The following is a 16,599-nucleotide window of genomic DNA, read 5'->3' as shown; positions in this document are numbered from 1 at the left end:
CCTCGGTGGAACTTGCAAGGTTTTCAGGCGTTTGTGGATAAACCCCTTTGAAGACTCAAGTTCCGGTCCACTGTCTTTGATGACAGTTGGCGACCTCATTTAGCCGAGGGTTATCCCATGATTAATCTAGTGACATCAGGCCTTCTGGCTTTGATCGGTCTTGCACTTTCTGTTGGCGGTGCATGGCTGATTGCGGTCGGCGGGAGCTTCTATTACGCGCTTGCCGGGTTGGCCTTCCTGTTTGCAAGCTTTCTGGCCTTTTCACGCAAGCCCGTTCTGTTGCCGTTTTATGGCGCGTTTACACTGGCAAGTCTGGTCTGGGCTGTGTGGGAGGCTGGGTTTGACTGGTGGCAACTGGCACCGCGCGGCGGCCTAATTATTGTTGTCGGGCTTTGGCTGATGACGCCTGTCTTCCGCAAAACTTTGGCCCGGACGTCGCAGGATGAGGACGGCGCAAGCGAGAATAAGGCGCCGGTTCGGTCCTTTGTGCTTGAAGGCAGCGTCGTTATCGCCGTGCTCGTTGCGGTCTATTCGATGATGAACAATCCCAATGCAATCGAGGGCACCCTGCCAACCAGTACGGTTGTCGAGAACCCGCAATATGGGGGCTCCGTGCCCGATGGCGATTGGCATCATTATGGCCGGACGACCTATGGGCAACGTTATTCACCGCTTGATCAGATCAATACCGATAATGTTGCGTCGCTTGAACAGGCATGGGTCTATCAGACCGGTGATTTGAAACGCGAAAGTGACGTGCCTGAAACCACCTATCAGGTCACACCGCTTAAGATCGGCGAGACGCTATATCTTTGCACGCCGCACAGTTGGGCGATTGCGATTGATGCCAAAACCGGACAGGAAAAGTGGAAATTTGATCCGGGCATTCCGCAAAATCCGGACCGTCAGCACCAGACATGCCGGGGTGTTACTTATTATAAGGACGCGGCCACCAACGAAACCGGTCCCTGCACCGAACGTGTGTTCCTGCCGACATCCGATGCACGCCTGATCGCCCTGGATGCGGCAACGGGTGAAATTTGCCCATCATTCGGGGATGAGGGAACCGTGCATCTGGAAACCAACATGCCCTACAATCCGGCGGGCTATTATTATTCAACGTCGCCGCCGGTTGCCGCAGATGGCAAGATCATCATTGGCGGGGCGGTGAATGACAACTATTCCACCAAATCGCAGTCGGGCGTTATTCGGGCCTATGACATCAATACCGGCGAGCTGATCTGGAACTGGGATTCCGGCAATCCGGAACAAACCGAACCGATCCCCGATGATCAGACCTATACCGCCAACTCGCCCAACAGCTGGTCTGTATCCAGTGCGGACGAGGCGCTTGGCATGATCTATGTGCCGTTGGGCAACAAGGTCCCTGATCAGTTGGGCATGAACCGCGATGAAAATGTGGAAACCTATTCCTCGTCGATCGTGGCACTCAGCCTTGAGACCGGGCAGGTCCAGTGGGTGCGCCAGACGGTGCATCATGACCTTTGGGATATGGATGTGCCGGCACAGCCAGCCCTGCTTGATATCACCAAGTCCGATGGGGAAACCATCCCGGCACTGGTCGGACCGACCAAACAGGGTGATATCTATGTTCTGGACCGCCGCACCGGTGAGCCGATCATTCCGGTGACCGAAGTGCCCGCACCCGGTGGTGCAATCCCCGAGGATCATACCGCCCCGACCCAACCGGTTTCAGACCTGACCTTTATGCCAGAGCCGCTTACCGGCAAGGATATGTGGGGCATTACCCTGTTTGATCAGATGGCATGCCGTATTGCGTTCCATCTGTTGAAATACGAAGGCCGTTACACGCCGCCGTCTCTGGAAGGGACGCTGGTTTATCCGGGCAACTTCGGGACGTTTAACTGGGGCAGTGTTGCGGTTGATCCGGAACGCCAGATCATGTTTGGCATGCCGACCTATCTTGCCTTTACCTCGCGCCTGATCCCGCGGGCCGAGGTGCCGCCGCGTGGCAGTGAAAAGGCCAGTGAAATGGGGATTAACCGGAACGAAGGTGCGCCTTATGCGGTTGAAATGGGGCCGTTCCTGTCGCCGCTTGGCATTCCGTGCCAGGCCCCGCCATGGGGATATGTTGCCGGTGCAGACCTGCGTACGGGCGAGATTGCCTATATGCATAAAAACGGTACGGTCGAAGACATGACCCCGTTGCCATTGCCGTTCGAACTTGGTGTGCCGGGGATTGGTGGCCCGATCCTGACCAAGGGGGGCGTGGCGTTTCTTGGGGCGGCGGTTGATAACTATTTCCGCGCCTATGACGCCACGACTGGCGAGAAGATTTGGGAAGCACGCCTTCCGGCCGGTGGTCAATCAACGCCAATGACCTATGAAACCGATGACGGGACGCAATATGTGCTGATCGTCGCCGGTGGTCATGGATCGATTGGCACCAAGCCGGGCGATTATGTGATTGCCTATAAGCTTCCAGAATAAGACCGGCCAAAACGGACCTTAAAGCGCACGGGCACCTGAAAGAAATCAGGTGCCCGTGTCGTATCTGGCGCTTGCAAGCCTATCCCGTTGCATCAAGGGCAAGGCGTTTTTCAACCCGCTGAATTTCCTCGGGCCGGAGCCTTGGTTCCAGCGCATCCAGTGCGGCCTGCGGGTTCAGTGGTTCTGCCTCGTTCGCACCTTCGGGAAAGGTGATCGGGCCGCGTGCAGCACGCCTTAGCCAGTAATAGGCATCGGCATAATTCTGTTTCACGCCCCAGCCACGTTCAAGCAGGGCACCGAACATGAACTGTGCGGCGTGCATGTTTTCGTTCGCGGCAATTTCAAAGTAATGGGCGGCCTCGACAAAGTTCTGGCGCGCACCGCGGCCATGGAAATACTGCGCGCCGACCATATAGGCGGCGTTGGCATTGTGCGGATCAATGCGCAGCGCACGCTTGAAGTATTTCGTGGCCTGAAAATGGTCGTAGGGCAGGCCAAATCCGTTGAAATGCATCAGGCCAAGATAATAGGTCGCCCCGCCGTGGTTGGTCTTTGCAGCCTTGCCAAACCACTCGGCCGCCATTTCGTATTCAGGCGCACCCAGATCACCGCGGAAATACAGCAGACCCAGCGCATATTGCGCATACGGGTCGTTTTCCTGTGCTGCCAGATGCCAGAAGGACTGCGCGCGCACGTAATCCCCAGCCTGATAGGCGTAGTAGCCTGTCTGGTATTCCTTGCTCATGCCTGCTGTATGGGCCGCTGTTGGCAACAGCAGGCAGGCCAGCACGGCAAGCGCGAATAAGGGGTGTCGGCCCGAAAGGCTGGCCGATGAGGGGCTGGTCACGTGTGGGAACCGTCAGGAGTTTGTTTTAAACAGGGGCACGACCTTGCGGGCGCGTTTTTCGATGGCTTCAAGCACATTGACGATTTCAGCGCTCTGTTTGATGCGCTCACCGCTATGCAGGGCAACATATTGTCCGGCATTTTTGTGCTCGTTACCGAGCTTGATGACCGTGAAAAGAGGGGTTTCGTGGGTTGAACGGAAAATCGAAAACATCGCCATCCCGTCCAGATGATCGATGGCATAATCTTTCCAGGCGCCGCTGGCAACCTGTCGGGAGTATGTGTTCATGAGTTTCATCAGTTCAGCCCGGTCAAAATGAACAAAGCTTTTGGCTTTGCGGTATTTGGCCAAATCGAACAATGTTCCCATGTGGTACTCCGGCAGCGTGTGTTCGGGGTTGTCCTTTGCCACAACGGGAAAATGACAGCCTGATGACACGGTAGCGCGGATTGACCGATGCCTCAAGTTTCAATGGATGAAAAACAGACCGGATTTTAGAGGCTGCGCGAACGGGTTGGCGGCCAATCAACGGTTTGCGATCCGGTGTTATAGGGATCTGGCGTGCGATAGCAACTGACCGCTGCAAGCGAGCGATAGCAATAAAGCGGCGGTTCAGGCACCGGTTCCTTTTTGCAATAGGACTTGCCGTCAATCTTGCGGATGGTTGAGCAATCCTGACCGGTCGATAGCGAAACCGCATGGTCAATCAGGGTTTTGTCGGAATTGATGATGCTGACCACGTCAAAGGCAATATACCATTCCCCGCCAGTGAACAGGCTGGTGCCGACAACATCGGACATCGTTGTTCCACAGCCCGATACAGTGGACCCCATCAAGGCTGCAAACAGCCCGGCAAGAATACGCTGTCGGATAAGGCGCCGTTTTGCGGGCTTGGTATGTGCAGTCTCGCGACGTTTCATTGTGGTCTCCGTCCGCTCACCGGGCAAATATGACCGATGACAAGTTCAAATCTGTTCCCTTGGCATTTACCAAAGCAAGCCCTGTGCCGAACTGTGTCTTTGCGCCCGATAAAACGACATGTGGCACTGATCGTGGGCGTTTTCAGCCCTGTGCATCACCGTCAAAAAGCATCCGGGTGCGGTGATGGTGGCGTTCAAACATTTCAAAGCCGTTTAAAACCGGCGATGTCGCGGGGAAAATGTGTGTCTGGCAGGCAATTCTTTCCCGTTGGGTTTGCTGTGCCCGAATTGGGCCACATGGCGCTGATATCAGCCATGAAACGGTTATTGCGATCCCGCTTAATCCGAGGGCGGGGCAAAATAATCGTAGGAATAACCGTAATGGTGTCGAGCAGACTTGACCCTGTACCCGCTGGCGCGTTAAATCCTTGCCAGAAATTTTTCAGATAAGCGGGCAGGTTGCCCGCTTTATTGTGACCGGATTGGAGCCGTTTTCGTGGTTGATATTTTCCAGGAAGTCGAAGAAGACCTTAAGCGTGAACGCAGCGAAGAGCTGTGGCGCAAATACGGGAAATACGTGATCGGCGTTGCAGCGGCCATCGTGCTGGGTGTTGCCGGTCGTGAAGGCTGGAAAACCTATGAAACCAGCACCAGCATCGAAAACGGTACCCGTCTTGCCAATGCCGTCGAACTGGCACAGGACAGCGCAACCGACGAAGACGCCGCATTGGCCGCCCTTGATGCGATCATCGCCGATGGCAATGCCGATTTTGTCGCGCTTGGTCATTTCCAGAAGGCCGCCGTTTACCTTCGCGCGGATGCGACGCCGTCAGCAATCAGCGAACTCGAAGCAATTGCCGGTAATTCCGACATTGATCAGGTTTATCGCGATCTTGCGGTTGTTCAGATCGCAATGAACAGCGCCAGTGCCGAAAACGCGCAGGACCTGATCGCGCGTCTTCAGCCGATCGCAGTGCCCGAGAATGCGTGGTACTACTCCGCACGTGAAATGATTGCACTTCTGCATATCGCGGGTGGTGAGGTCGAAGCCGCCAAACCGCTTCTGACCGAGATTGCTGATGATAACAGTGCGCCGGCCGGAATGCGCGCACGGGCAAGTGAAATTCTCAAGGCTGTTGGTGCCTGAGGTTCTTCGGGCATCAATGGATCGCAATCTGCGATCCATATGACGTGAGTTTTTTCAGGGGATACGGTTTTGACCACACGCGGTATTAAGTCACTTCTTTGCGTAATGGGCCTGACGGGCCTTTTGGCAGGGTGTTCAAGCTGGCTTGGCGAGGCAGAAGATCCGCCGCTTCCCGGCGAGCGTATTTCGGTCCTTGCCCTGCAAAGCACGGTTCAGCCCGACATTGAACTGACCGACCAGCGCGTGATTTTGCCTGAACCGGAACCCATGGTCGACTGGCCGCAAAATGGCGGCTATCCAAGCCACGCACTCCATCACGTTGCGCTTGATAACGATGTCCTCGAACAGGACTGGTCGATTGATATCGGCGAAGGGTCGATGGATGACAACCTTCTGCTTAATCAGGCGATTGTCGCGCGCGGTGTGATCTTTACCATCGATGCCAGCGCCGAAGTCCGTGCCTTTGCCGCATCTTCGGGCAAGCGGATCTGGTCGCTTGAACTCGCACCTGAGGACGAAGAAGACAGCACGCTTTTGGGCGGCGGTCTGGCCTATGAGGCCGGTGTCATTTATGCCACGACGGGCTTTGCCGAAATCATTGCCATTGATGCGCCAAGTGCCACGATCCTTTGGCGTCAACAGGTTACCGCACCTATGCGTTCTGCGCCGACTGTGCGCGGTGGTCGCGTCTTTGCCATTACCATCGATAACCAGACTGTTGCGTTGAATGCGCGCACCGGTGAAACGCTTTGGAACCATCGTGGTGCGTCCGAGGGCGCGTCCTTTATCGGTGGTGCCAGCCCGGCGGTGGATCAGGGTGTTGTCATTTCGGCCTATTCGACGGGCGAACTTTATGCCCTTCGCGTTGAAAACGGTCAGGTGATCTGGTCGGATGCGCTTGCCGCGGCCGGTCGTACCGATGCGGTGTCGGCGATTGCTGATATTCGCGGCCTGCCGGTGATTGATAATGACCTGGTGATTGCGACAAGCAACTCCGGTTTGACGACCGCGATTGACCTTCGCACCGGGGTTCGTGTCTGGGAACTTGAGGCCGGTGGCATCCAGTCACCATGGGTGGCCGGCGAATATGTATACCTGCTAACCAATACAAATGACTTGATTGCCTTGCGTCGACGCACCGGACAGGTTAAATGGGTGACCGTTCTGCCCCGTTTTACCGATCCCGAGGATCAGGAAGGCCCGATTGTCTGGACAGGGCCGGTACTGGCCGGTGACAGGTTGATCGTTGGTAACGAGCAGGGCGAAGTAATGACTGTTTCCCCTTATAGCGGTGACATTCTTGGTGAGGACGAAGTATCCGGGCCAATTACCCTGCCGCCATCTGTTGCCGGTGACAGCCTTTACTTCCTGACTGCGGATGCCGATCTAATCGCATATCGCTGATCAGGATACAGTTTTAGGCAAGGCGATTTGCCTTGCAGGATTTGCGATGCGCCGTGGGTCAATGTGCCCACGGCGCATAACGCCTTTTATTACGAGAGTCTGAAAATCAGATGTCGCTGAAAGTTGCCATTATCGGTCGCCCCAATGTCGGGAAGTCGACCCTGTTTAACCGTCTGGTCGGCAAAAAGCTGGCGCTTGTGGACGATCAGCCCGGTGTGACCCGTGACCGCCGTTATGGCAAGGCACGCCTTGGCGATATGTCTTTTGACATTATCGACACCGCCGGTCTGGAAGAAGCGTTTGATAATTCCGTCGAAGGCATGATGCGCCAGCAAAGTGAAAAGGCGTTTGAGGAATGCGATGTTGCGCTGTTCCTGATTGATGCCCGTGCCGGTCTGACGCCGCTTGATAACCATTTTGCCGATTGGCTGCGCAAACGCGAGAAGCCGGTCTATGTCATTGCCAACAAGCACGAAGGCCGTGATCAGGATCCGGGCCTTTATGAGGCCTATGGGCTTGGTCTTGGCGATGTCGCGCCGATCTCGGCCGAGCATGGCCTTGGGATCGAGTTGCTCTATGACATGCTTGAGCCGCACTGGAAAGAATGGAAAGACCGCGAACGGGTTGCCAGACAGCATGCGCGCGAAGCAGCACAGGAAGCGTTGAATGAGGCCCGTGCGGATAGCCTTGCAGATGAAGATTTCGACGATGAGGACGGTTTTGCCGATGACGAAGGTGAAGTCTTCCCGTCCTACGAGATCGAATTCAGCGAGGACGACGAAGACGAAGATGGCGAGCTGATTGTCGAAGGCGCACGTGACAATTCGAAAATCCAGTTGGCAATTGTTGGTCGTCCGAACGCCGGTAAATCAACCCTTCTGAACCAGCTTTTGGGCGAAGAGCGCGTCATGACCGGGCCGCAGGCCGGGCTCACCCGTGACTCGATCGCGGTCGACTGGTCCTATGAAGGCCGTCCGATCCGTCTGGTCGATACCGCCGGTATGCGCCGCAAGAAGAAGATCGATGACCGCGTTGAAAAGCTGTCGGTTGCCGATACGCTGCGCGTGATCCGCTATGCGCAGGTCGTGGTCCTGATGATTGATGCGACCAATACGCTTGATAAGCAGGACCTGACGATTGCGCGTATGGTGCTTGAAGAAGGCCGTGCGCTGATCATTGCGGTTAACAAGTGGGATGCGATCATCGACAAAAAGGGCGTCATGCAGGAACTGCGTGACAAGCTTGATACGTCCTTTGCCCAGGCCAAGGGTATTCCGGTTCTGACCTTCTCGGCCCTGACCGGGCGTGGCACGGATCGCCTGATGCCGACCGTTCTTGATATCCACGATATCTGGAGCCGTCGCATCCCGACCTCGCAGCTCAACCGCTGGCTTGAAGCAACCACCGAACGCCATTTGCCACCGGTCATTTCCGGGCGTCGTATTCGCCTGCGCTATATGACCCAGGCGAAATCGCGTCCGCCAAGCTTCTTTATCAACTGCTCCAAGGCGGCGGAACTGCCCGAAAGCTATACGCGCTATCTGATCAATGGCCTGCGCGAGGATTTCGACATGCCGGGCGTTCCGATCCGCATCTATTTGCGTAGCAGCGACAACCCCTTTGCCAACAAGAAAAAGAAACGCTAGTTTCGATTTGTAGCCAAACACAACGAAGCCGCCCGTCGGAAACGAGGGCGGCTTTTGTGTGTCTTGGGTGTTCCGGGCGCTTTAATCGATGGCAGTCGACGGACCGTTATCAATGATTTCCTTGATATGGTCGGGAAGGTCCTGTTCGGTGAAGCCTTCCTGAATTTCACGGCTTTGAACAAAGGCGAAAATATCGGCGATGTCCTGACCGGAAAAATCGATCTGATAGCCAAGATCGGCCTGCTGCAGGGCCAGCATCTGCGGCGCGCCGCGCCACATGCGGGCAAAGAATTCAAACGGCTCACGCGCGATATTCATGTTTGATGCATCAAGACTGGTCGCAGTGTTGCTACCGACATTGTTGACCGAATGACAGATGACGCAGCCACGTTCGGCAAACAGGGTTTTTCCCCGCTCTGCATCCATTTCGGCCTTTGCCGGGGCGCTCGGAAGGATAAGTATGCCAAGGATGGCGGCGGTGATCAGTGCGACGGCTTTGTTCTGTCGGAAGGTCTGTCGCATCTTGGTTCCCTCTGCGCTTGCAATCTCTTTATCGGCGTGTTGCGGGCATGGTAACGGTGCGGTGGGCAGTTTGGCAATCAATTGATTGCCAAGGCAAAACAGCAATATTTCGCCCGTCCTATTCCATGATGTCGAGTTCTTCGACAATTGCATCAAGCGTATCGGCACGCTGTTTGACCGACTCCGGGTTCTTTCCGGCATAGGCAATGCCCATCAGGCGCAGCATGGATAGCAGCGTCGCATGTGTTGGCAATAGTCCATAGCTTGCAACATGGCAGGGCAGGACCACGTCGGAAAAGCGCGCGGCCTGTTTTTCATAGCTGTGATCAGTCAGGGTGACGACGCGCATGCGCGATGTGCGGGCATAATTGATGATCGGGCGCATCACCTTGGGGCGGGTGTCGAGCGTGAGTAAAATCAGGACATCTCGCGGGCCAACCATGGCCAGATCGCTTGACCAGTCTTGGCCGACTCCCGAAATGTAATGAACGCCATGACGCAGGCGTGAAAACATCGCCCGACCGGTGCGTGCAACACCATCCTCGGCCCCGAAACCAAGAAACCAGACACTGGGTGCTGAAGCAACAATATCAATTGTTTCCATCAGTTTGTAGGAACTGAGTTCCTCGAAACTGCGCGTCAGGTTTTGAAGTTCCAGTTCCAGATGGTCGCCAATGGAACGGCCCAGTGAAACGGCCGTTTCTGAAACAATGGTCTGACGATACGGCTGTTTCTGGTTGCGTTCTTCACGGGCCTGCAGGCGAACTTCCTCAAAATCGGCATATCCAAGGGTACGAAAAAATCGTGCGGCCGTGGCCTTTGATACGCCGGATAGATTGGCGATCTCGGTTGCCGTATGAGTTTCGATAATATCCTGATTTTCAAGGATAGTTTTCGCAATTTTCTTTTCGCCGCTTGTCAGGCGGGCCTGTTTTTCCTGGATGCGTAAGATCAGTCGAGAGGCCATTTTCGACCCTTGTACCTAGAGGTGAGCCAAGAAACATCTTGACGAATGAAACAGGTGTTTCTTATTTTTGAAACAGTGAAACGCATAATTATGAAACGACGCAGGATTGCATCATGTCAACCTCCAAGGTGGTTCGCGAACGAATTTGGTCAAAGCTTCACGACGTGGCAAAGCCCGATACACGTTTCCATTTGAACTTTGCTGAAGTCATTCCTGACTTTGACGGCTCCGAACAGGCGGTCGACAAGATCGTTGAAACCGAAGCTTATCAGAAATCCGAGTTTGCCTTTATCACCCCGGATAACTGCCTTGCCGATCTTCGTCGTCGGATGATCGAGGATGGCAAAACGTTTGTCATGTCGACCTATGGCATCTATCGCGGTTTTTTGCTTCTTGAGCCTTCCATGGTTCCCGATGGGGCCGCGCTTTATGCATCCTGGCTGGATGGTATGGAGCATTTCGGCCGCCCGATCACCCTTGAAGAAATCGCCAAACGTGGTCGCTTTGACTACATGGTCACCGGTGCGTCGGCCGTGTCGATGAACGGGGTGCGGTTTGGCAAGGGACACGGGTTCTTTGACCTTGAATGGGGCATGTTCACCGATCTTGGTCTGGTCGATGAAACCACCCCGGTTGTGGCCGTTGTTCATGATGTTCAGGTGGTCGCAGAGATGCTTCAACCATCGGAAACCGACATCCTTGTGGATCAGATCATGACACCCACCCGCGTGCTTGATGTCGGGCGCCGGGCAAAACGTCCAAGTGGTGTGAAATGGCCGCTTCTGGACCCAAAACAAATCGAGGAAACGCCCCCGCTTCAAGAACTTCAACGTATTCAGGGGCTGGCATAAGCGCAAAAAATGCGCAGGCCGACCACCGAAATTCATCAGGGAGATTAAGCTATGGATATGAAACTGAGTCGTCGCCGTTTTCTTGGCGCAGCTGCCGCAGGCGCCGCCGCATCCGCCATGCCGTTCGGATCGTTCCGTGCAATGGCCGCATCGCCGTTTGCCATGCAGGCATCCTGGATCAATGACGCGGAATTCGCGGGTTATTTTCTGGGGCTCGACAAGGGCTATTACGCCGACGAAGGCCTTGATATGAGCTATGCGTCGGGGGGGCCGGATGTCATTCCCGAAAGCACAATCATCACCGGGCGTGCCGATTTGACCCTGACCACACCAGACACCACCATCAAGGCGATTTCAGAACAGGGCGCACCGTTCAAGATCATCGGCACCCAATATCAGAAAAACCCGATCGGCATCGTTTCATTGAAATCCAACCCGATCAACAAACCCGAAGATCTTGTCGGCAAGACTCTTGCCGTGCCGCCGGTCAATGTCATTTCGGTTGAAGCGATGCTGAAACTGAACGGTATCGACAAGGCCGATGTTAACATCGTTCCGTATGCATATGATCCGACCCCGCTGATCAAGGGTGAAATTGACGCCAGCCTTGATTTCACCACCAATGTTCCGTTCACAATTTCCCAGCAGGGGGCAGAGGCAACCTCGTTCCTGCTTTATGATTTCGGCTTTACCATCTTTAACGATACAGTTGTGGTGACCGAAGAAACGCTTAAAACCAAGCGCAAGGAACTGGTTGGCTGGTTGCGCGCATCGCGTCGCGGCTGGGAAGAAAACTTTGTTGATCCGACGGTCTGGCCGCCGAAATGGGCCGATAGCTGGTTCAAGGGAACGGGCCGGACCATCGAAAACGAAATCTACTTCAACAAGGCGCAGCAGCCGCTCGTTGAAAGCCCGAACGGCATCTTCTCAATGGCTGAAGATGACATCGAAGCCTGCCTGACTGCCCTTGGCCAAATTGGCATAAATGGCAGCCGCGACATGTTCGATACCACGCTGCTTGAGGAGATCTAGGATGCCCTCTGGGGGGATCACATTCCACGGTGTCTGCAAGACCTTCAGCGGGCGCGGAAAAACCATCGAGGCGCTCAGGGATATGTCCCTGAGTTGTCCTTCGGGGTCGTTTACCGCGATCATCGGCCCGTCAGGCTGTGGCAAGTCCACAGCCATGCGAATTGCGCTGGGTCTTGAAGATGCCGACAAGGGCGCGGTGCTGATCGAGGATCGCGAACCACAGGATGCGACGCGGGCCGGTCTGACCGGTGTTGCCTTTCAGGATGCGGCACTTCTGCCCTGGCGGTCTGTGCGCCAGAATGTCGAAGTGCCCTTGGAAGTCCTCAGAAAGAACATTCGGGACTTTGCCCCGGATGTTCAACATTTGATCGAACTGGTTGGCCTGAAAGGTTATGAAAATGCCCTGCCGGGCGAACTTTCCGGCGGAATGCGCCAGCGTGTGGCAATTGCCCGCGCGCTGGTGACCCGTCCGCGCGTGCTTTTTATGGATGAACCTTTTGGCGCACTCGATCAAATCTTGCGGCGTCAGATGAATCTTGAACTGCAACGCATCTGGCAGGAAAGTCAGGCCACGGCATTTCTCGTCACCCACGGCATTGACGAGGCCGTCTTCCTTGCGGACCGGATTGCAGTGATGTCGGCCAATCCGGGGCGTCTTTCGGTGGTGATTGATGTTCCGTTCGAACGCCCGCGCAAACCCGAGCTGTTTTCCGATCCTGCCTTCCATGCCCTGTGCGACAAGGTTGCCGAGGTACTTCATGGCGGGCAATAAACAATGGGCCGCTCCACTGCGCAATGTTGTCGCACTGCTTCTTGTCTGGGAAGTGGTCGGCAGACTTGACTTGATTGCCGATGGCGCATTGCCAGGCGTCAGCGAGATCCTGATCGGGCTTTGGAACGACCGATCCGACTATCCGCTCCATGTTTGGGAAACGCTCAAGGCATCCGGACTTGGGTTTGTGATCGGCAATCTGCTTGGTGTGGTGGCCGGTATTTTCTTTGTTTTGATCCCGGTGTCATTGCGCGTCTTTCGCGGCTTGAACATTGCGATCTTTGCCCTGCCGCCCATTGCCATTGCACCGATCCTGTCGCTGACGCTGTCGGGTTTGACCCCGCGGGTGGTTCTTGCCGCCCTTGGCTGTTACTTCGTGACCATGACGGCAACCGTGATTGGCCTTTCCCAGTCTGACAGCCGGGCGGCGGACCTGATCAGGGTTTATGGCGGCAGTAACTGGCTGATCATGCGCATGGTTCAGTTCAGAAGCGCCTTGCCATCCATCCTGTCGGGCTTGCGCGTTGCCGCACCCAATGCAGTTCTTGGTGCCATCCTTGCTGAATTTGGTGGTGGCGGTCGCTGGGGGCTTGGCGCGTATCTTCTGGGTTCGCTTGGTCGGGCCGAACCGGAACGTCTTTGGGGAATTGGTGTTGTCGCCACCCTGATTGCCGGTTTGGCCTATGGGGTGTTTGCGCTTATGTCGCATCGCTTCGTCGGTGCAAGCCGGGCGGTCACGATGAACATGTCGGTGCCTGAAAAGGCAGGGGATGAACAAAGCAGACCACTGTCATCAATTCTGGCCGGGGCGATGGCGGTGCTATTGCCGTTCCTGTTTTGGTGGGCATTTATCCGGCTTCTTGACGTGCCGGCAATGATTTCAAAAACCCCGATTGGCGTGGTGGAATATCTGTTCTTTTCACCTGCGGCGCAAAGCGCTCAGGAACGTTTGATTGCTGCCCTTTGGGAAACGCTTCCGATTACTGGTATCGGATTGTTGTGTGGTTTGACCTTTGCCTTTTTGCTGGCCATTTCATCACGGCTGTTTCCGGGATTCTTGCGTGCCTTTATGCCGGTCGCGCTGGTAACCCAGACCATGCCGTTGGTCGCGCTGACGCCCTTGCTGGTTTTGCTGTTGGGGCGGGGCACGTCACTGACACTTTGGGTGACGATATCTGTAACGTTTTTCCCGGCATTCGTGATTTTGGCGCAAGGGATATCGATGGTGCCGCGCGCGACCCGTGAACTGGCCATGGCATATGGGGCCTCTGCGGGGCAGGAATTGCGCATCATCACCATTCCGGCATCCATGCCATATTTGTTTGCGGCAACGCGCCTGACGGTGCCGCGCGCGCTTCTGGGGGTGATGATTGCCGAATGGCTTGCGACGGGTAAGGGGCTTGGCAATTTGTTGAACCAGTCGCGCGGTTATATGGATTACGGCATGATCTGGACCGTGGCGGCCCTGTCCGTCATTTTGGCTGTTGTGTTCTACCAACTGGTCGTTGTCGTTGAGCGCCGAGTCTTGCAGCGCATGGGCATGAGCACGGCGGAGTAGGGGCGCACGTAATCAAACGCAAAACAAAAGGCCTTGCGATACCAGCAAGGCCTTTTGCAATTTTGACTGTGATCCGCGCATCAAACTCAGGAAGCGTTGACCACTTCACCATGTTTGGTGCAGGTGGCTTCTGCCAGATCGACAAACACGTCGGTGATGCTTTCGGGGGTCGGAAGCGTTTCGGGATCTTCGCCCGGATAGGCTTCGGCGCGCATTTTGGTGCGGATGCGGCCCGGATTGATCAGGTTGACCTTGACCTTGGTTTCTTCGAGTTCCTGTGCATAGGACAGAACAAGGCTTTCAAGCGCTGCCTTGGTCGACGCATAAAGGCCCCAGAAGGCGCGACCTTTTGCCGATGCGTTCGAGGTCACGAAGATCGCCCGGCCCGCGTCTGAAAGCTGCAGGAGCTTGTCGGTGGTGCGGATCAGGTGGAAGTTTGCCGTGACGTTGGTGGCATAGGTGTTCTGGAACACCTGCGCATCAATATGGCCCACCGGGGCGATTTCGCCCAGAAGGCCTGCGTTACCAACCACAATATCCAGCTTGCCGAACCGCTCATAGATCGTCGGGCCAAGCATATCGATCTTGTCAAACATGGTCAGATCAAGCGGCAGCAGGGTGATCTTGCCACCGGCATCCGTGACGTCGTCGCTCAGTTCTTCGAGCGCACCGACATTTCGGCCAATCGCAATCACATGCGCGCCCTCGGCCGCAAAGCGCTTGGCAACAGCACAACCGATTCCGTGCGACGCCCCGGTGATCAGGGCGACGCGACCTTCAAGCCTCTTGGTATCGGTCATGCGGACTGCCTTTCAACCAACTGGGTGAGCTTGCGGTCCTTGTTTTCGGCATTGTGATCGGTGAGCTTGATCGGGTAATCGCCCGTGAAGCACGCATCGCAGAATGCCGGATCGTCATTATCGCGGCCCGGAAGACCCGTCGCCCGATAAAGGCCGTCAATGGTGACAAAGGCCAGGCTATCAACGCCGATGATCTTTGCCATGCTTTCGATGTCGTGATTGGCCGCCATCAGTTTATCCTTGGACGGGGTATCAACACCATAGAAGCACGGGTTCATGGTCGGGGGGCTGGTGATGCGCATATGCACCTCTGCCGCACCGGCCTGACGGACCAGATCAACAATCTTGGTCGAGGTGGTGCCACGCACGATCGAGTCATCAACCAGAATAACGCGCTTGCCCTTGAGCTTGCCCGGGTTGGCGTTGTGTTTCAGCTTCACGCCAAGGTGGCGGATCTGATCGGTCGGCTCGATAAAGGTACGCCCGACATAGTGGTTTCGGATGATGCCAAGTTCGAACGGAATTTTGCTTTCTTCGGCATAACCAAGTGCAGACGGCACACCGGAATCCGGGATCGGCACGACAACGTCGGCATCAACAGAGGATTCACGGGCCAGTTCGCGGCCTATATTCTTGCGCACGTCATAGACGCTTGTGCCTTCGACAATGCTGTCGGGGCGGGCGAAATAGACATGTTCGAAAATGCAGAAGCGCGACTTTTGCGGCTTGAACGGCTTGATCGACCGCAGGCCATTATCGGTGATTTCAACGATTTCGCCCGGTTCGACGTCGCGGATGAATTCCGCGCCAACAATATCAAGGCCAACCGTTTCCGATGACAGGATATAGGCATCATTGAGCTTGCCCAGAACCAGCGGACGGACACCAAGCGGGTCACGCACACCGATCAGTTTCTTCTGGGTCATGACGACCAGTGAATAAGCCCCTTCAACCTGACGGACCGCATCAATCAGGCGATCAACGATCTTTTCATACAGGCTGGTCGCAATCAGGTGAATGAAGGTTTCGGTGTCCGAGGTCGATTGAAAAATCGAGCCACGTTTCACAAGGCGTTCACGCACCGCAAGCGAGTTGGTCAGGTTGCCGTTATGGGCAATCGCCAGACCACCGAATTCAAAATCGGCAAACAGTGGCTGCACGTTGCGAAGGCCCTTGCCACCCGCTGTCGAGTAGCGCACATGGCCGACCGCACGGTGGCCGGGCAGGCTTTTGATGACATCTTCTGAGCCAAAGATGTCGCCAACCTGGCCGGATGCCCGGTGTGCCGGAAAATCTTCGCCGTCATAGGACACAATGCCTGCGGCTTCCTGTCCGCGATGCTGCAGGGCATGCAGGCCAAGGGCCGTTAGTGCCGTCGCATCGGGGGAGCCAAATACGCCAAAGACGCCACATTCTTCACGTAGCTTGTCGTCGTCAAATGGATTGGTGGTCAGCATGAGTGGGTTCCGCTCTCTCGCCGGTGGCGCACGGAATTCGTCATTAGTACGAAACCCACACGCCTCACTCGTTAGTGGTCGCCTCAATCAGGCGATCCAAATCATCGCGCGAGGGCCTTGTATACCCGTTTAGGGGCGCGGGGCCAGTCCCCTTTTGCTCCGGACCCAGAAGTTGGCGATAGGTTTTTTCGTTCGCATCGGCCT

15 protein-coding genes are annotated in these 16,599 nt (G+C 55.7%); 8 read left to right on the top strand and 7 right to left on the bottom strand.

Annotated elements, in window-relative coordinates:
- Positions 1–117 precede the first annotated feature (117 nt).
- Positions 118–2,472 (top strand): glucose/quinate/shikimate family membrane-bound PQQ-dependent dehydrogenase, encoded by a 2,355-nt coding sequence (locus B3Z49_RS13120; RefSeq protein ID WP_296991601.1) that lies wholly within the window; start codon positions 118–120, stop codon positions 2,470–2,472.
- 79 nt (positions 2,473–2,551) lie between these two features.
- Here the strand turns inward: B3Z49_RS13120 and B3Z49_RS13115 are convergent, their stop codons facing one another.
- The 3 genes from B3Z49_RS13115 to B3Z49_RS13105 all read right to left on the bottom strand — a co-directional run bounded on the left by B3Z49_RS13115 (position 2,552) and on the right by B3Z49_RS13105 (position 4,239).
- Complete coding sequence (locus tag B3Z49_RS13115) at positions 2,552–3,319, bottom strand: tetratricopeptide repeat protein (RefSeq protein WP_296991598.1); 768 nt, start codon at positions 3,317–3,319, stop codon at positions 2,552–2,554.
- A 12-nt stretch (positions 3,320–3,331) separates the two neighbouring features.
- Entirely contained in the window at positions 3,332–3,688 is a 357-nt protein-coding gene (locus B3Z49_RS13110) for a DUF2794 domain-containing protein (RefSeq protein ID WP_008890526.1), read from the bottom strand.
- Positions 3,689–3,813: 125 nt separating this feature from the next.
- Positions 3,814–4,239, bottom strand: coding sequence for a hypothetical protein (locus B3Z49_RS13105; protein WP_008890527.1), 426 nt, complete (start codon positions 4,237–4,239; stop codon positions 3,814–3,816).
- A gap of 496 nt (positions 4,240–4,735) precedes the next feature.
- Here B3Z49_RS13105 and B3Z49_RS13100 point away from each other — a divergent pair, with 496 nt between their 5' ends.
- The 3 genes from B3Z49_RS13100 to der all read left to right on the top strand — a co-directional run bounded on the left by B3Z49_RS13100 (position 4,736) and on the right by der (position 8,436).
- The gene (locus B3Z49_RS13100; protein ID WP_064789712.1) at positions 4,736–5,386 is read left to right on the top strand and encodes a tetratricopeptide repeat protein; all 651 of its coding nucleotides are present in this window, start codon (positions 4,736–4,738) and stop codon (positions 5,384–5,386) included.
- Between the two features lie 69 nt (positions 5,387–5,455).
- Positions 5,456–6,790 carry a PQQ-like beta-propeller repeat protein gene (locus B3Z49_RS13095; RefSeq protein WP_231959765.1) on the top strand — a complete coding sequence of 445 codons (1,335 nt, stop codon included), beginning with the start codon at positions 5,456–5,458 and terminating at the stop codon, positions 6,788–6,790.
- Positions 6,791–6,900: 110 nt separating this feature from the next.
- On the top strand, positions 6,901–8,436 hold the full coding sequence (gene der, locus B3Z49_RS13090; RefSeq protein WP_064789713.1) for a ribosome biogenesis GTPase Der: 1,536 nt from the start codon (positions 6,901–6,903) through the stop codon (positions 8,434–8,436).
- 81 nt (positions 8,437–8,517) lie between these two features.
- On the opposite strand, the gene B3Z49_RS13085 is transcribed toward der, so the two are convergent.
- Both B3Z49_RS13085 and B3Z49_RS13080 read right to left on the bottom strand, forming a co-directional pair.
- Entirely contained in the window at positions 8,518–8,958 is a 441-nt protein-coding gene (locus B3Z49_RS13085; protein WP_231959766.1) for a c-type cytochrome, read from the bottom strand.
- Positions 8,959–9,076: 118 nt separating this feature from the next.
- Entirely contained in the window at positions 9,077–9,925 is an 849-nt protein-coding gene (locus B3Z49_RS13080; protein ID WP_062957495.1) for a MurR/RpiR family transcriptional regulator, read from the bottom strand.
- A 113-nt stretch (positions 9,926–10,038) separates the two neighbouring features.
- On the opposite strand from B3Z49_RS13080, the gene B3Z49_RS13075 reads away from it, so the two are divergent.
- Genes B3Z49_RS13075 through B3Z49_RS13060 form a run of 4 tightly spaced genes read left to right on the top strand, consistent with a single transcriptional unit; the run spans position 10,039 to position 14,138 of the window.
- Entirely contained in the window at positions 10,039–10,776 is a 738-nt protein-coding gene (locus B3Z49_RS13075) for a 5-formyltetrahydrofolate cyclo-ligase (protein WP_064789714.1), read from the top strand.
- A 51-nt stretch (positions 10,777–10,827) separates the two neighbouring features.
- The gene (locus tag B3Z49_RS13070; RefSeq protein ID WP_064789715.1) at positions 10,828–11,808 is read left to right on the top strand and encodes an ABC transporter substrate-binding protein; all 981 of its coding nucleotides are present in this window, start codon (positions 10,828–10,830) and stop codon (positions 11,806–11,808) included.
- Between the two features lies 1 nt (position 11,809).
- Positions 11,810–12,580: an ABC transporter ATP-binding protein gene (locus B3Z49_RS13065; protein ID WP_062957492.1), complete on the top strand. Its 771-nt coding sequence runs from the start codon at positions 11,810–11,812 to the stop codon at positions 12,578–12,580.
- Positions 12,567–14,138: an ABC transporter permease gene (locus B3Z49_RS13060; protein ID WP_064789716.1), complete on the top strand. Its 1,572-nt coding sequence runs from the start codon at positions 12,567–12,569 to the stop codon at positions 14,136–14,138. Before B3Z49_RS13065 ends, B3Z49_RS13060 begins: the two co-directional genes overlap by 14 nt.
- 86 nt (positions 14,139–14,224) lie before the next feature.
- Here the strand turns inward: B3Z49_RS13060 and B3Z49_RS13055 are convergent, their stop codons facing one another.
- A complete protein-coding gene (locus tag B3Z49_RS13055; protein ID WP_064789717.1) occupies positions 14,225–14,938 on the bottom strand; it encodes an SDR family NAD(P)-dependent oxidoreductase in 714 nt (237 codons plus the stop codon).
- Positions 14,935–16,395 carry an amidophosphoribosyltransferase gene (gene purF, locus B3Z49_RS13050; RefSeq protein ID WP_062957489.1) on the bottom strand — a complete coding sequence of 487 codons (1,461 nt, stop codon included), beginning with the start codon at positions 16,393–16,395 and terminating at the stop codon, positions 14,935–14,937. The genes B3Z49_RS13055 and purF overlap by 4 nt, the downstream gene beginning before the upstream one ends.
- Positions 16,396–16,599 lie beyond the last annotated feature (204 nt).

The sequence above is a fragment of the Thalassospira sp. UBA1131 genome, from assembly GCF_002311515.1.
GTDB lineage: Bacteria > Pseudomonadota > Alphaproteobacteria > Rhodospirillales > Thalassospiraceae > Thalassospira.
This window is presented reverse-complemented; position numbering and strand designations above follow the sequence as displayed.

Coding starts and splice junctions, on each gene's coding strand:
- B3Z49_RS13120 (WP_296991601.1), top strand. CDS start 118: ATGATTAATCTAGTGACATCAGGCCTTCTGGCTTTGATCGGTCTTGCA.
- B3Z49_RS13065 (WP_062957492.1), top strand. CDS start 11,810: ATGCCCTCTGGGGGGATCACATTCCACGGTGTCTGCAAGACCTTCAGC.
- B3Z49_RS13105 (WP_008890527.1), bottom strand. CDS start 4,239: ATGAAACGTCGCGAGACTGCACATACCAAGCCCGCAAAACGGCGCCTT.
- der (WP_064789713.1), top strand. CDS start 6,901: ATGTCGCTGAAAGTTGCCATTATCGGTCGCCCCAATGTCGGGAAGTCG.
- B3Z49_RS13055 (WP_064789717.1), bottom strand. CDS start 14,938: ATGACCGATACCAAGAGGCTTGAAGGTCGCGTCGCCCTGATCACCGGG.
- B3Z49_RS13085 (WP_231959766.1), bottom strand. CDS start 8,958: ATGCGACAGACCTTCCGACAGAACAAAGCCGTCGCACTGATCACCGCC.
- B3Z49_RS13110 (WP_008890526.1), bottom strand. CDS start 3,688: ATGGGAACATTGTTCGATTTGGCCAAATACCGCAAAGCCAAAAGCTTT.
- B3Z49_RS13080 (WP_062957495.1), bottom strand. CDS start 9,925: ATGGCCTCTCGACTGATCTTACGCATCCAGGAAAAACAGGCCCGCCTG.
- B3Z49_RS13070 (WP_064789715.1), top strand. CDS start 10,828: ATGGATATGAAACTGAGTCGTCGCCGTTTTCTTGGCGCAGCTGCCGCA.
- purF (WP_062957489.1), bottom strand. CDS start 16,395: ATGCTGACCACCAATCCATTTGACGACGACAAGCTACGTGAAGAATGT.
- B3Z49_RS13060 (WP_064789716.1), top strand. CDS start 12,567: ATGGCGGGCAATAAACAATGGGCCGCTCCACTGCGCAATGTTGTCGCA.
- B3Z49_RS13075 (WP_064789714.1), top strand. CDS start 10,039: ATGTCAACCTCCAAGGTGGTTCGCGAACGAATTTGGTCAAAGCTTCAC.